Origin of the sequence: Sporosarcina obsidiansis (assembly GCF_009651005.1) — a bacterium.
In the GTDB taxonomy this organism is placed as follows: domain Bacteria; phylum Bacillota; class Bacilli; order Bacillales_A; family Planococcaceae; genus Sporosarcina; species Sporosarcina obsidiansis.
This window is the reverse complement of record NZ_WHVW01000002.1, coordinates 108,186-124,125: the sequence shown is the minus strand read 5'-3', so window position 1 is coordinate 124,125 and position 15,940 is coordinate 108,186. Positions and strand designations below refer to the sequence as shown.

The following is a 15,940-nucleotide window of genomic DNA, read 5'->3' as shown; positions in this document are numbered from 1 at the left end:
ATGTGATTTTTCCTTTTATTTCCGGATGACATAGATCTGTTTGATTTCCGTATGGAGAACCTGTTAAAATAGATTGATTGACGAGAAAAGAGTGATACATTTGAGTTGGTTACGGAATATGAAAAGACGTCTTCAGCAACTAGAAGACGACAATGAAAAAACAAACGATGTGTATGAAAATTTAATAACAAACAATACAGAAGGTGCTAGCAAACCCAATTTTAGATTTCCGATCGTTTCTGATCATGAAATTTATGGATGGGAAAAAGAACTGAATCATGATGAATATACAAAAGATTATTTACAGCAAGAACCGGAAGATGATTATGAAAGGGTTCCACTCTATCAAAATACTCGGTGGCCAGGTAAATTTGAACAAGAAGGTAAGATTTATAGAGCTGAATCCAAGCCTGAATTCATACAATCTGCACGTGTAGTGAATAGCCAACCTGCAAAACCGCAAGTAGAAGAAAAATCTCTTAGTTTCTCAGTGAAGGAAGAAAAACTGAAAACACCCAAAAGACCATTTTCACCTACTCAAGTACCTTCTCCAATTTATGGCTATGTTAAAAGCTCACCAATTCTATCGGCTATGGAGGCAGCAAAATTAAAAAGAAGTTCACACCATGCAGATGATGGAGAGCATTCTCATGAAGTAGACGATGCGATTGTGCAAGAGCTGGGAATTTCAGAGAATCAAGGTGCTGAAGAATTGACAGAGATTCAAGAGACGCCTTTTGAATGGTCGACTGAAACAGATGTACCAGTTGATAGTCTATTAGAAGAGCCTGAACAGTTCACTGACGAAGTAGTAGAACCTGTAAGTGAGATCGTCGATGCACCACATTCCTTACAAGAAGAAGTAGAAACAAATGCAGATGAGCAGCTTTCTATGCAAGATATAGAGCCGATAATAGATTCACTTTCCATTCCAGCAGATAGTGATGCAGAATCGCAATCTATGACAACGGAAGCGCATGTCGTGGAGGAAACTCTTGTGGAAAAAACTGATCAGACAAAAGATGTTCGGGATCAGCAATCACAAGTGGAAGGGTCATCTGTGAAGCTACTAGTCATTGATGAGCCAGTAGAAATTGCTGAATCGGTTCAAACAGAAGTGGAAGAAATAGAAGCTGTCTCAGAAGAAGTAATGAGCGTCAATGAAGACGAAGAAGAAATTGAAGAGCACGCTGAACCACAAAGAAAAGAAAAGATCGTCCCGTTTAATGTCTTGATGCTACAATCGGACAAAGAAAAATTAGCTGCGAAGAAAGAACAATCTTCAGTTAACGAAACACTCCATACAGAAGTTATAAGTACGAACTCTTCGGTATTAGAAGAAACTGTCATTGAAACATCAGAAGTGGAAGAAGAACCACTTCCTTCTTATGGGTTCCCTTCGCTACGCTATTTGGAGCCACCTGAAGAAGAAATAAAGGATGAAGAATGGCTTGAGTATCAGTCAGCCAAATTAGAAGAAACCTTATCCTATTTTTCCATTCAAGCGACTGTAATGCAAGCTGTGCAAGGCCCAGCTGTTACCATGTTTGAATTGACGGTAGAACAAGGGATTAAAGTTAGCAAAATACGGAATTTGACAGATGACTTGAAACTTGCGTTAGCTGCACGTGACATTCGTATTCAAGCACCTATTCCTGGCACAAGTTTGATTGGTGTAGAAATTCCGAATCGTCAAACGCGAGCTGTCCGTATTTCAGAAGTTATTGAAAGTACGTCATTTAAAAACTCAGATTCACCTCTTGAAGCAGTGCTAGGTCTTAGCTTGACAGGTGAACCGCAAACAATTGACTTACGTAAAATGCCGCATGGAATGATTGCGGGTGCAACGGGTTCGGGTAAATCAGTCTGTATTAATTCACTGTTAATCAGTTTATTGTATAAAGCATCCTATCACGACCTAAAACTGTTATTAATCGATCCTAAAATGGTCGAGTTGGCTCCTTATAATGGGATTCCACATTTATTGAGTCCTGTGATTACTGATGTGAAGGCAGCCACCGCTGCTTTGAAATGGGCAGTGGAGGAAATGGAAAGACGCTATGAGCTGTTTGCCCATTCAGGCGTCCGAAATATTGAGCGCTACAATGAGATGGTTATGGAGTCACGCCGTTTTTCTTTGAAAATGCCTTATATGTTGATTGTCATTGATGAATTAGCGGACTTGATGATGATGGCACCGGCAGATGTAGAAATTTCTATTAGCCGTATTACTCAAAAAGCAAGGGCTTGTGGCATTCATTTGATTATCGCTACTCAGAGGCCTTCAGTTGATGTCATTACAGGTACGATCAAAGCGAATATTCCTACACGAATTGCGTTCGCTGTCTCTTCTCAAGTCGATTCGAGAACCATCTTAGATTCGGTCGGTGCAGAACGATTGTTGGGCAAAGGTGATATGTTGTATTTAGGCAATGGACAATCCGCGCCTGTACGGTTGCAAGGGACATTTGTCACGGATGACGAAATCGAGCGTATAATAGAACACGTTCGTAATGAAGCAGAACCTACTTATCTGTTCGGTCAAGAGGATTTGCTGGCAACCGCGATTCAAGAAGAGGAAACGGATCCGTTATTCCAACAAGCATGTGCTTTCATCATTGAGCAGGGAAGTGTGTCTACATCGTTGCTTCAGCGACATTTCAGTATAGGCTACAATCGTGCGGCCAAACTGATTGACCGTATGGAAGCCAATCAGTTTATTTCAGAGCAAAGAGGAAGTAAGCCAAGAGATGTGTTTTTGACGGAGCAAGCTTTCGAAAGCTTTATGAAATAAAGGATCAATAGTTAGTCGTTATTTTTTAAAATACACATGATATACTAGGACATGATATAATCTTCAAGCGAATGCGTTACGCATGGGTTGAAGATAAAAAGTGGGATGAAAGAATTCCCGGGAGGTTTCAATATGACATTGTTTCACTTTACAGGCATCAAAGGATCGGGAATGAGTTCACTTGCCCAGTTGCTACACGATTCTTCTTATCACATTCAAGGTTCAGACGTGGAGAAATATTTTTTTACGGAAGATCCCTTACATGAACGAAATATAAAAGTTCTGCCATTTGATGAGGACAATATACAACTCGATATGAAAGTTATAGCAGGAAATGCTTTTAAAGACGACCATCCTGAATTGAAAAAAGCGCAAGAACTAGGGGTGGAAGTCATTCGTTACCACGATTTTCTAGGTTCTTATATGGAGCAATTCACTTCTATTGGTGTGACAGGGACCCATGGAAAGACATCTACTACGGGCTTGTTATCCCATGTATTGGGCGGCTTTGCACCGACTTCTTACTTAATTGGAGATGGAACTGGAAAAGGTGTGGAGAATACCGAGTATTTTGTCTTTGAAGCTTGCGAATATAAACGTCATTTTCTTGCATATCATCCAGACTATGCGATTATGACCAATATTGATTTTGATCATCCAGATTATTTTAAAAGTCTGGACGATATTTTGGATGCTTTTGGACAAATGGCCAATCAAGTGAAGAAAGCATTAATTGCTTGCGGTGATGATGAAAATCTTCAGCGTTTACAGACTCAAGTACCTATCGTTTATTACGGTTTGGATTCTTCCAATGACTTTTATGCGATTAATATTGAAAAAGACCGAGTGGGTTGTTCATTCGACGTGTTTATTCGAAATGAATTTTATTACAGATTCACGATTCCTTTGACTGGTGATCATGCGATTAAAAATGCACTAGGCGTTATTACGCTGTGCCATTATGAAAATATCCCAGCTGAAGTGATTAATGAACGATTTGCTACATTTCCAGGTGTAAAAAGACGGTTTTCTGTTCTAGAATTCGAGGGTAGAGTGATTGTAGACGATTACGCGCATCACCCGACTGAAATTCGTGCAACATTGGATTCAGCACGGCAAAAATACCCTGATCGAGAAGTAGTAGCTGTATTCCAACCACATACTTTTACACGTACTGCAGCTCTTCTAGATCAATTTGCAGACAGTTTATCTGATGCCGATCAAGTGTATCTTTGTGATATTTTCGGTTCAGCTAGGGAACAAGCCGGTAATTTGACAATTCTTGATTTAGTCAATAAAATTCCGAATTCCCACTACCTCAAATTGGATGATATGTCTGACATAGCACGTCATCAGAATGCAGTCATCTTATTTATGGGTGCAGGCGATATACAGTTATATTTACAGCGATTCAAATCCGACATTTCAAAAGAAGAAACAGCCTAACCCCTCGAGGGAAGGCTGTTTTTCAGTTGGAAGAAGAACAATAAATTTACATAAATATTCTGCGATGAATAGATTGTTCGAAAGGACTATTATGTATAAAAAAATCGCATTAAAATGAAACAATTAAAATTTGTAAAAGGAATTCGCTTAGTTATGTCGAACAGGAGTATATAGGACGGAAAGTTTAAAAACTCTTTAAGTAGGGTAAAGTTTTCGTAAGAATATGCTCTAGGGGGAACATGTCGGTGGTTAATTTACTTTACATCGCAGCAGTTGTGGCTGCGATTGCCTTTCTAATTCTTTGTGTGAGTCTTGCGATGACGCTTGGGTCTTTAAAGACTACTTTACAAAGTGTCTCGCATACAATGGACGACTTGACAAAACAATTAGAAGGAATTACAACAGAAAGTACACAACTTCTTCATAAAACGAATGAGCTTGCCATAGACTTACAAGGTAAAGCGGAAAAGCTAAACACTGTAGTCGATGCAGTAAAAGGAGTCGGTGATTCGGTAAATAATTTGAATCAGTCAGTTCACCGAATTTCTAACTCTGTGACTACGCAAGCTGAGCAAAACAGCGACAAAATCGCGCAAGTTTTACAGTGGGGTACCGTAGCGGTTGGTCTTTATGATCAAGTGAAAGAGCGGAAGCCGGAAAAATCCACTGGCTGGACTGTTTATAAAGCGCGTTCCTAGTACAAGCATGTTCCTTATCAGCTTATCAAACATTGAATTTACAGGAGGAAGAAAAATGACAGAAAACAAACCGAAATATAACTTTAACGAAAATGAAAGCACATTTGAACAAGGGACCTATGCAAATACGTATGGCCAGCCTGAATATCCAGCTAATTACACGTACCGTTCTACAAATGATCTATATGAAGATGAAAGTAGTGGCACTGGCAGCTTCCTTGCAGGTGCGATTGTAGGTGGTGTGATTGGTGCGGCAACAGCGTTATTCCTTGCTCCCAAAACAGGACGTGAAATGAGAGAAGACTTTACAACTCAAGCATCACAGTTAAAAGATAAAAGTATTGAACTTAGCTCAACTGCAAAAGAAAAAGCAGTGGAATTATCAACTGCTGCAAAAGACAAAACTGTAGATTTAACAGGTGCAGCTAAAGAGAAAACAGCAGCTATCACATCAGCTGCGAAAGATAAAACTTCTGAGCTTTCCCAAACAATCCAAGAGCAATCTGGCCAGTTAGTGGAAAAAGTGAAATCAGCTACATCCAAGACTACAGTACCAATGGATGATGGTACGGTTTCTTCAGAAGGTGAAGAAGCTACTGACTATAAAAGCATGAAACAAAGTAAGGAAGAGTCAGGGAATTTATCTAAAGCAAACGATGCAACAAGCAAAAAGAACGAAAAAGTATCCAGTAAATAATATGAAAAACCTTCCAACCTCAAAGTTGGAAGGTTTTTATGTTTATTCATTTATTCAAAACGAATTTCAAGACGGTCGCCTCCGAAAATGGATTCGTTAAAACGAATTGACTCCCCATTCCGCAATAATCGATAAGCAGAAGCAGAGTGGGCAGGAAGGGAGAAATCCGTAAATGAAAAGATATCACTAAAGATAATGGGTGCATCTGATACGGACTTGAATTCCACTTGATCCTCTGATCGGACCTCATATGCCAAATCAACCAGCTGGCCGTTGACAAAAACAGTGGCCCGCTGTTTCTTGATGATTACAGGCTCGTTATTGAACGTGACTTCTGCACGTGCTTCCAAAAGGATATCTAATTCATCCGCAATTTCTTTCACTGTAAGTGGGGTAGGTTGTCTTGTTTCAATAATATCGCCGTCTTGAAGAATATACTGCCCTGTAATCTCTCTACCATCTATCAAATACACAGATGGACGTGGTTTTAGGAAATGCTTGATCCCGTTCCATTTGACAGAAAGTGCTTCTGTACTTGAGAGTGTATTTTGAATGCCTTGTGCATACTCAATAGCAGCAGCTAACGTATTTGCTTGCCGTACAGTCAATTCATCCCGGTCGGAAATAGCAGTATCCATGGTGGCAACTTGTCCGTTCAGCAATACTTCACTTTCGATCGTTATTGGCAGCCCATCCAAATAAAAATGAATCGACGAAGGACCATCCACTAAATCCATAACGGTTGCTTTAGCATCTTTCCCATCTTTTCCAAAGCGCAACTGAATAACGTCTCGATTACGAATGCGGTCTTTTGTACTGGCTTCTTGTCCATTTAATATGATCGTTGTAGAAGAACCATGCTCTCCTGGAATAGTGATCCATTGTCCGTTTACTTTTACTGTCAATGCGAGTCCTGGTTTTCCATACAATTGACGGGCGGAAACATGGGCGGCAAGCAATGCATCTCCTACCGTCATTTCTTTCAATTCAAAGAGTCGAATCAGATGATCGTTGACTGTGATTGACATATAATGAATCGGCGCTCTCTTTGCGGCGATAGCAATCCCTATTGGTGTGACTAATGCAGGGGAGGCCTCGATGCTGTCAGCAAGTGTGACACCCGACAAGGCGTCCAAACTGCGGATTGCTACTCGATTTTCAGGTAACTCAAGTTGGATGCTCAGCTCTCTAGGAAGCGTTGGTGTCATGCTACCTCCGCCTACAATCATAACGGCTTGTGGAGAAGAGTCATTGTTCAATCTTTTAATTTCGGTAGCAATTGATCCGGCTAAGCGCTTGACTGCTGGACTGATGACTTCCACAACTTCTGTTGCAGGAATTTCCTGTTCAAATCCTAAAATATCTTGAACAGTTAGTAGTTCCTCTGTTGATATTTGGCGTTTCATTTGTTCAGCAAGTGGAAAATCAAGCAAATAATGACTACTTAGAGCTTCTGTTACTTCATCACCTGCAACGGGGACCATGCCATACGCAGTGACAGTATTTTCATTGGAGATCGCTATATCTGACGTACCTGCACCGATATCTACTAAAGCGATATTTAATCTCCTCATGGAAGGCGGGATGAGCACATTGATCGCCGCAATCGGTTCGAGTGTCAATGCCTCCATTTCTAAGTCTGCTCGTTTTAACGCAGCAAGTAATGATTCAACCACCACACGAGGCAAGAAAGTAGCAATCACTTCAACGGTCGCTTCTTTGCCTGTTTGATCAATCAAACTCCCGATCTCTTCACCATTCAATCTATAATGCAGCACAGAATATCCAACGCAATAATAATGGTCGTCTTCTTTTAATTCATCAGATGTAAGTAAAGTTTGTTGAGCATTCTGAACAGCAGACAATTCTAAGCGGTTAATATCTTCTGTAGAAATCAATGAACGCTCCGAAATATCAATCGTCACAGAACCTTCAGCTGTTTTTAGTGAACGACCTGCCGCGGCGACACTGACACGATGTAATTTACCATGTTGTTTTTCAAGTTCTTGCTTAATTTCTTGTATAATGGATGCCACACTTAAAATATTATGTATTTGACCGTCGATCATGGAGCGTTCTTTGTGTTCTTTTGAAATCAAATCGACAATATGAAAAGAATCGTCTCGTTCTTCAAGCACAATACCAACAACGGAGCGTGTTCCGATATCGAGTGCAAACAAAGTGTTAACCAGGATTTTCAACCTCATTTCTATGTGAAAATAGTGAAAATGTATTAATTCGATGAAATTGCGTGACTTTTCTAAGAGGATTCCTTATACTTGGTCTATTATATAAAAATGTAACATAGATTCCGTAGTTAGAAAAGGATGATATGTGCGGGGAGGAGATAGAATGATGAGACAGCAAGATTTAGGTGAGCTAAGAGGTCGTATCGATCAATTGAATATGGATATTCTAGAATTGATCAATGAACGGACAAGTATTGTTCAAGAAATTGGAAACGTAAAAGAAAAGCAAGGTGTAAATAGATATGATCCGATCCGCGAACGGGAGATGCTGAACGTCTTAAAGAACGCAAATAACGGTCCTTTGCCAGACGGTATCTTAGAACAAGTATTTAAATCTATTTTTATGTCAGCGCTTGAAGTACAACAAGACAAGCAGAAGAATGCGTTGCTTGTATCCCGTACGAAAAAAGCAGAAGATACAATCGTAAACGTGAACGGCCAGAAAATTGGAGGCGGGGAACCAACTTTTGTTTTCGGACCTTGCGCAGTAGAATCTTACGAGCAAGTATTAGCAGTTGCACAATCGATTAAAGCAAAAGGCTTAACGATGATTCGTGGAGGAGCTTACAAGCCGCGTACATCTCCATATGACTTCCAAGGGCTAGGGCTGGAAGGATTGAAAATTCTAAAGCGAGTTGCGGATGAAACGGGACTTTCTATTGTCACAGAAATTATTACACCGACACATTTGGAGGAAGCACTCGAATACATCGATGTCATCCAAATTGGTGCACGGAATATGCAGAACTTCGAATTGTTGAAAGAAGCGGGAATGGTCAATAAGCCAGTACTTCTAAAACGTGGAATGTCTGCTACGATTTCTGAGTTTGTTAACGCAGCTGAATATATTATTTCTAAAGGAAATACGGAAATTATGCTATGTGAGCGAGGTATTCGTACATACGAAACTGCTACGCGAAATACGCTTGATATTTCTGCTGTTCCGATCTTGAAGCAAGAAACACACTTGCCGGTATTTGTGGATGTGACTCATTCTACGGGCCGTAAAGATTTGTTGCTTCCGACAGCGAAGGCAGCGATTGCAGTAGGAGCAGACGGTGTCATGGCGGAAGTTCATCCAGATCCAGCAGTTGCATTATCGGATTCTGCACAACAAATGGACATAGAGCAGTTTGACAAGTTTTACGAAGAGATGACTCGCTTCATGAATACGCATCAAACGATCTAACAATCGGGCACCGATCCTAGTTATGAGGGTCGGTGCCTTATACATAGTAAGACATTAAAAGAAATTTTGAAATAAAGAAAAAACACTATATACACTGGGAACACTGTATAATACTAAGGAACAAGGATAGTTAGGAGGATCAGAAATGGCTATCACCATTTACGATGTAGCAAGAGAAGCGAACGTTTCTATGGCAACGGTTTCACGAGTAGTGAATGGGAATCAGAATGTAAAGCCTGCCACTCGCAAGAAAGTATTAGATTGTATAGAAAGATTAGGGTACAGACCGAACGCAGTCGCACGGGGATTGGCTAGCAAACGGACAACCACAATCGGTGTCATTGTCCCTGATATGTCCAAAAGTTATTATGCAGAGCTATCTAGAGGGATTGCAGACGTGGCAACAATGTATGAATACAATATTATCATTTCCAATTCGGACAAAAGTGCATCTCGGGAAGTCGAGCTATTTGAAGATCATTTAGGGAAACAAGTAGATGGCTTGATTTTTATGAGTGATTCTATTTCACCAGAAGTTCGGTCAGAAATGAAGACGGCGAATGTGCCGATTGTATTGGCGGGTACGCTAGATTTTGAAACGAATTTACCGTCTGTCAATATTGATCATGAACAAGCGGCTTACGAGGTCGTTAAAAGATTGATCGATAATGGTCATCAGCGGATCGCTTTTGTGTCGGGACCTTTTACGCGTGACATCAATCGGGAGTGTAAACGAGTTGGGTATGTTCGTGCTTTGGAAGAAGCAGGGATGTCGATCGATGAGTCGTTAATCGTAGAGACCGACAATACGTATGATGAAGCCTACGAAAGTTGGAATATATTAGGGAAGTTGGCTGATCGTCCAACGGCTATTATGGCAAGCAGTGATGAAGTAGCTGTTGGAATTATGAATGGTGTACGCGATGAAGGTCTTCAAATTCCGGAAGATGTGGAGATCATTTGTTTTCAGCATTCCATTTTGGCTAGGATTGTACGTCCGCAACTTTCCGCAGTGGTTGTACCCCTCTATGACTTGGGAGCTGTCTCCATGCGGTTATTGACAAAATTGATTAATGAAGAAGAAGTTGATGAAACAGAGGTCATTTTGCCATACCATTTAGAAGAACGACAATCTGTAAAGTGAAAACAAGCAACTTATCGTAATGATAAGTTGCTTGTTTTCGTTTCTAGCAAGTATTGGTAATGGAATTTTAGTTTTTACGAATTGTGTAAAGCGCTCTCGTTAGCATTTGTTCATTTTTTTCATTAATATCACTTTTGCGGGGGACTGGCTCGTATAAGTTGGGCGGGTCTTCCCATGTCTCAATGAGAGAAACAGGAGCTTCAGGCTGCCACTTTTTTAGCCAGCCATCAGGAAGAGGACCAGTCGGAGTGGGGATTGATTTCATAGTCAGCCATAAATGAGACCACGCACGCGGGACAACGCGCCAAATATCGTATCCTCCGCCACCTATTGCAATCCAACGTCCATCACAGTATTCTTCCGCAATTTCTTTTGCAACTTTGGGGATCTCCTCATAAATCTTTAACGTGCTATATAAATGCGTTAACGGATCGAAATAATGAGCATCAGCTCCATTTTGAGTCAAGATCACATCCGGTTTAAAGTACGCCGCTACTTCTCGCAATGCGGTGTGATAGATGTGCAAAAAAGATTCATCTTCCGTGAAGGCATCGATTGGGAAGTTGAAAGAAGTACCATAACCTTTGCCATTTCCACGCTCCGTTACATTTCCTGTACCTGGGAATAGATAACGTCCTGTTTCATGAATGGAAAATGTACAAACGCTAGGATCATCGTAAAACGTCCATTGCACTCCGTCTCCATGATGTGCATCTGTATCCACGTATAAGACACGTGCGCCATACTTTTTCTGAAGATATTTTATAGCGACAGAGCTATCATTATAGATACAAAAGCCAGATGCTTTACCTTGAAAGCCGTGATGTAACCCGCCCCCGAGATTCAACGCGTATCTCGAACGTCCCTCCATAACTTCCTCAATAGCGGAGAGAGTTCCGCCTACCAAGAAAGCGCTTGCTTCGTGCATGTCGGGGAAGAAAGGTGTATCTTCTGTCCCTATTCCGTAAATACTTCCGATATTTTCATTTACTTCTCCTTTGCTAGCTTTTTTTACAATTTCAATATATTTCGCATCGTGTGCTAGTAATAACTCTTCATCAGTTGCCGTTCTTGGTACGACGATTTCATCAGGTTGTATGGCACCGATTTCTTTCAATAAATCCATCGTCAAAATAATACGTTTTTGATTGAATGGATGCGTCTCAGAAAATTCATAGTTTAGTTGGTCTGGTGAAAATATGAAACTCGCTTGTTTTTTCATAAGCCCATCTCCGGTTCGCTTGGCCAAAGAACCTGAAACCCTTCCGCTTTTAAATCTGCAATGATGGAAAGTGGATTCATTCGTTTAATTCGGACAGCCAGGATTTTACAATCTTCGTCATCTTGATAGGGGTATACAAGAACGCTCAGCACATTGGTATTATGTTGATGAAACACTTGGGAAACTTCAAATAGAATACCAGGTCGATTAGGAACTCTGATCTGTAAATGGGAACTGGGCTGATTCGCTCCAGTTAGCTCAATGTAATTATGGAGCAAGTCAGTTTTCGTCAGAATGCCGACAAGTTGATAATTTGAGACGATCGGCAAACAGCCAATTTCATACGTGTAAAATAATAGCGCTGCTTCTTCTACAAAGTCTCGTGGATGACCGATTAGTAAATCTGTTTTCATGATTTTATCAAGGGGTGTTTCATAGAGTGAAGGTTCCAATCGTTCAGAAATGCTTGATGGGGATGCTTCTTTCACATCCCGATCCGTTACTAACCCAATTAAACGCCCATCCTTAACTATCGGTATATGTCTAATTCTTTTCTTTTGCATAATTTGAACAGCGTCTGCAATCGTATGCGTAGAATTCAATGTAATCACTTCTGTTTTCATAAGATCTTGTACGAGCATGATCATTCCTCACTTTCAGTGGTTTACCCGGTTCTTAAAACGGACACGATCAAACTGCTGGATAGATTCCTGATCGACTCGTTTGCCGATTCTGGCCATTAAACAATTGGCAGGGTGAGAACAAACCTCTGGATCATCAGTTGAAAAAAACTCCATTCCACCAGCACGCATCATTTTTTCCATCACTTTTCGGTAGTCCCAAACAGTCAATCCGGTACCTTTTAAATCCCAATGCCAATAATATTCAGTTGTAATAACGATATAGTCTTCCATTGCGTCATCAAGCATAGATAATTCTAGTAATGATTTGCCAACTTGAGCCCCTCGATAGGCAGCAGCCACTTCTACAGCACCCAGTTCAATCAAATTGGGTAGTTCTGCTTCATACCACCGTTCAAGTGGATCAGGATAAAGGAATGTAACGTATCCGATAATGGTGTCTCCAATTCTAGCTATATTGATTCGTCCTTCGGGAAAAGAAGCGATTTTCACTAACGCTTCTTGTTGTTGTTTGGGCGGACGAAATGCTTTCAGTCCTTCATGGAATGCGAGCTTAGCCAATTGTTCGGATGAAACAGGTCCCTCGATGATCAGATCGCCTTCTTCATGTGGGTACGTTCTTGAAAAATAGGTTTTTCTGTGTTCCACGCAGTTCACTCCTTCCTATATTTTTACCCTTATTACGGATAATTAATCGCTGTAGGTCCTGATCGCTCTTCTCTCAATTAAGTATACAATTTCTACAGTGAAAATGTGTGTAGTTTTCTGAAAATCATGGAATTGTCAGTGACGTTGTTCACAAGAAAAACCGAATTACAATGGTTGTATTGTAATTCGGCTTCAAATTTAATCTTTTTTTTGTGGTTCAGGTTTCTCAGGTTTTGGCTTTGTATGGTCGTTTTTATTATCGTTATTGTTTGGATTGCCGTTGCCATTACTATTTCCTGAGTTATTATTCCCATCATCAGTTGGTGGACCACTCGGATCCCCTTCACCAGAGTCAGGTTGGGTTGTAGGCGGTGTAATCTCTGGCTGCTTTTGAGTTTCAGGTTCAGGCTCAGGTGTGTTGGTTACCGTATTCGAAGCTCCTGATAATAATCCTGTAATATCAACGGCTCTTACGTAATATGAGCCACTCCCAACTTGATAAGATAGCGATGCTCCATCTCTGACTGTGCCTACCCGGACACCATTTTGATAAATGTAATAGCCAATGACATCATTAGATGGGGAAGCTGACCAAGTTAGGACAGAACCATTTTGGCTTGCCTGTACTGGTGCCGGTGGAACATTATCCGCTGGGAATACAGCACCAGAGACGACGTTGCTTGAGTATCCGCTTTGTGTAGCAAATAATTTTGATCCGTCTCCTCCAAGTCTTCCGAGCATTCGTTTAACAAATTCAGAATTTACGCCTACACCGCCATCTCCCACAAACTCACGAGGTGTGGATGGCAATGCTTGGTAGAGCCTTCCTTTTACACGGACGGAAGCAGAAGACACAATGCTGTCGTCTGTTTTTGAAGGAACCATAACTTTTGAGTTAAATAAATCTGAACGAACTAAGCCGGCAGCCGAGCAGGCGGCCGAAGGAGCCATTCCTGAGATTGAACAAAATGAACGCGACACAACGCCATTTGGACGTTTAAATGTTTCAGAAGCCTTCACTATCTCTGGTCGAATGGAATTTGCTGTATTCATCAGCTGGCCAAATAATCTTGCGGTTCGTTCGGAGGGGTGCATTTGACCTCGACTCCCATTATATAAGGTCTTCCGCTGATCTTTATAACCGAGCCAAACGCCAAGTGATACGTTGGGATTGTAACCAACGAGCCAAGCATCTGCGTAATGCTGTGTAGTACCCGTTTTCGCAGCCAAGTCAGGACGGAAATTCATGAATCCCGGTACACGCGCACCAGTTCCTGGATTTTTCAATACGTCTCGCATCATATCGGTAATAATATAAGCAGTTTCGGGACTAAATACATCCACCGGTTCAACTTTATGTTCATAAACGATATTGCCTTGCATGTCTTCAATCCGATCGATCATGTATGACTCAATAAATTGGCCGTTATTAGCAAAAGTAGCAAAAGCATTTGTATTCTCTTCTACAGATACACCGTGTTTCAAACCACCTAGAGCAGCGGAATGGTTTTGACCGTCCTCATCAATTAATTTAGAAAAATTCATTTTACGAAGAAAATCAATTGGTTGTCTATCGATAATTTGATCATATAGGCGGACGGTTGATAGGTTTTGAGAACGAGCCAATGATTCACGAGCTGAGATAATACCTAATTCACGATCATAATAGTTGGCTGGTTTCCATGTGCCTATGTTGAATTTCACATCAACAACGGGACTTCCGGCGCCGATTACACCATACTCGATTGCAGGAGCATAGACAAGTAAAGGCTTCATAGAAGAACCATTTTGTCTGAAAGCTTGTGTGGAGTGATTCAATGCTTCAATTTCATGATCTCGTCCACCAATGAACGAAAGAATTTTTCCCGTGTGATTTTCGATCATAGAAGCTCCGACTTGCACGGGATTTTCTACAATTTCACTTTTACCCGATTCTGCATTTGTTTTTTCGGATGTGTAAGTGAATCCGTAATATTGGAAATTCTTTGCAACTTCATTCATCTTATCATAGAGATCTTTATCAATTGTAGAATAGATGCGATAGCCGTCCGTCCGCATAGAGCGATCAGCAAGCATTTCATACTTTTCTTTTATCTTGGAATCATCATCAAATCGACTGGTCTCAATGCCATCTTTTTCGGCCAAAACTTTTGCCAATATCTCAATTGTTCGATTTTGAATTTCCTGGGTAACATATGGATAGCGTTCCGTCGCCCGCTTCGTTGGCTGTCTAAAGTCTTTCACAATGTCATATGCGATAGCCTCCTGATATTCCGCCTCTGTAATATACCCAGTATCTCTCATTCGGAATAAAACCGTCTTCATCCGATTAATACCTGGCTGCAGTTTTTCAGGCTCTTTCAGTCCCTGATTCTTACTATAGAAAGGGGTATAGGAGAAAGGCGCTTGTGGAATCCCTGCGATATACGCGGCTTGAGGTAAGCTCAACTCACTCGCTTTAATACCAAAAATACCTCTGGCTGCCGTCTCGATACCTGCAATGTTTTGTCCTACGACATCCCGGCCGTAAGGAATGATATTCAAGTAAGCTTCTAAAATTTCGTCTTTTGTCATGAAATGTTCTAAGCGCATTGCCAGTAAGATTTCTTTCGCTTTACGTTCATAGGAAACTTCATTCGTTAAGATCTGATTTTTTACAAGCTGTTGTGTTAAGGTTGATCCACCTGTTTGACTATCTGAGTTGGTGATATCTTGAAACACTCCGCGGAAGATCGCTTTTGGCACGATTCCAGTGTGTTCTTTGAAATATTCATCCTCTGTAGCGAGTACGGCATCTATTGCATATTGAGATACCTTGTCCAAAGTGATTTGTCTACGCTCAATATCTGAGTTGATTTTGCCTAGATAGACGTTGTTAGCAAAGAACATTTCCGACGTCTCTTCGTAAGTAAAAACAGCATTTCGCAATTCTTCTTTCGTACGCAAAGGCTCTTTCGCAACAAGAGAAGCGAAGTATCCAGCGCCGACAGAAGTGGCAAAGACTGCTCCGATTACTCCGAATACTAGTAGTAGTATGAATAAATTCCAGGCAACACCGGAGCCAATTCGAACTTTTTTGGCCCAAGGCTCTTTTTTCATCTGTTCGAATTTACTTTCTAGTTGTTGGATTCGATTATTTTTCTCTTTACTCACATCATTCTCCCCCTAAAAATCTTACTTATTATATCATAGTTCTACGATTAATTAAGCAA

The 15,940-nt window shown here is 40.9% G+C and carries 11 protein-coding genes; 6 read left to right on the top strand and 5 right to left on the bottom strand.

The features are described from left to right. Window positions 1-100: 100 nt before the first annotated feature. The 4 genes from GD002_RS02180 (at window position 101) to GD002_RS02165 (ending at window position 5,635) form a co-directional block, all read left to right on the top strand. Complete coding sequence (locus GD002_RS02180; protein ID WP_228548258.1) at window positions 101-2,794, top strand: DNA translocase FtsK; 2,694 nt, start codon at window positions 101-103, stop codon at window positions 2,792-2,794. A 132-nt stretch (window positions 2,795-2,926) separates the two neighbouring features. Next, window positions 2,927-4,240 carry a UDP-N-acetylmuramate--L-alanine ligase gene (gene murC, locus GD002_RS02175; protein ID WP_153730694.1) on the top strand — a complete coding sequence of 438 codons (1,314 nt, stop codon included), beginning with the start codon at window positions 2,927-2,929 and terminating at the stop codon, window positions 4,238-4,240. A 245-nt stretch (window positions 4,241-4,485) separates the two neighbouring features. Then, window positions 4,486-4,938, top strand: coding sequence for a DUF948 domain-containing protein (locus GD002_RS02170; RefSeq protein ID WP_153730693.1), 453 nt, complete (start codon window positions 4,486-4,488; stop codon window positions 4,936-4,938). A gap of 55 nt (window positions 4,939-4,993) precedes the next feature. Beyond that, complete coding sequence (locus tag GD002_RS02165) at window positions 4,994-5,635, top strand: YtxH domain-containing protein (RefSeq protein ID WP_153730692.1); 642 nt, start codon at window positions 4,994-4,996, stop codon at window positions 5,633-5,635. 50 nt (window positions 5,636-5,685) lie between these two features. Here GD002_RS02165 and GD002_RS02160 read toward each other — a convergent pair whose 3' ends face one another. Next, the gene (locus GD002_RS02160; RefSeq protein ID WP_228548257.1) at window positions 5,686-7,842 is read right to left on the bottom strand and encodes a cell division protein FtsA; all 2,157 of its coding nucleotides are present in this window, start codon (window positions 7,840-7,842) and stop codon (window positions 5,686-5,688) included. Between the two features lie 148 nt (window positions 7,843-7,990). Between GD002_RS02160 and GD002_RS02155 the strand changes: the two genes are divergently transcribed. Then, window positions 7,991-9,073, top strand: a complete 1,083-nt coding sequence (locus GD002_RS02155; protein ID WP_153730934.1) for a bifunctional 3-deoxy-7-phosphoheptulonate synthase/chorismate mutase — start codon at window positions 7,991-7,993, stop codon at window positions 9,071-9,073. Window positions 9,074-9,218: 145 nt separating this feature from the next. Next, a complete protein-coding gene (ccpA, locus tag GD002_RS02150; RefSeq protein ID WP_153730691.1) occupies window positions 9,219-10,217 on the top strand; it encodes a catabolite control protein A in 999 nt (332 codons plus the stop codon). A 67-nt stretch (window positions 10,218-10,284) separates the two neighbouring features. Here ccpA and GD002_RS02145 read toward each other — a convergent pair whose 3' ends face one another. The 4 genes from GD002_RS02145 to GD002_RS02130 all read right to left on the bottom strand — a co-directional run bounded on the left by GD002_RS02145 (window position 10,285) and on the right by GD002_RS02130 (window position 15,881). After that, a complete protein-coding gene (locus GD002_RS02145) occupies window positions 10,285-11,439 on the bottom strand; it encodes an acetoin utilization protein AcuC (protein ID WP_153730690.1) in 1,155 nt (384 codons plus the stop codon). Continuing rightward, window positions 11,436-12,080, bottom strand: coding sequence for an acetoin utilization AcuB family protein (locus GD002_RS02140; RefSeq protein ID WP_153730689.1), 645 nt, complete (start codon window positions 12,078-12,080; stop codon window positions 11,436-11,438). The genes GD002_RS02145 and GD002_RS02140 overlap by 4 nt, the downstream gene beginning before the upstream one ends. A 15-nt stretch (window positions 12,081-12,095) precedes the next feature. Continuing rightward, window positions 12,096-12,728, bottom strand: coding sequence for a GNAT family N-acetyltransferase (locus GD002_RS02135; RefSeq protein ID WP_153730688.1), 633 nt, complete (start codon window positions 12,726-12,728; stop codon window positions 12,096-12,098). Window positions 12,729-12,926: 198 nt separating this feature from the next. Beyond that, window positions 12,927-15,881, bottom strand: a complete 2,955-nt coding sequence (locus tag GD002_RS02130) for a transglycosylase domain-containing protein (protein WP_330583371.1) — start codon at window positions 15,879-15,881, stop codon at window positions 12,927-12,929. Window positions 15,882-15,940: the final 59 nt, after the last annotated feature.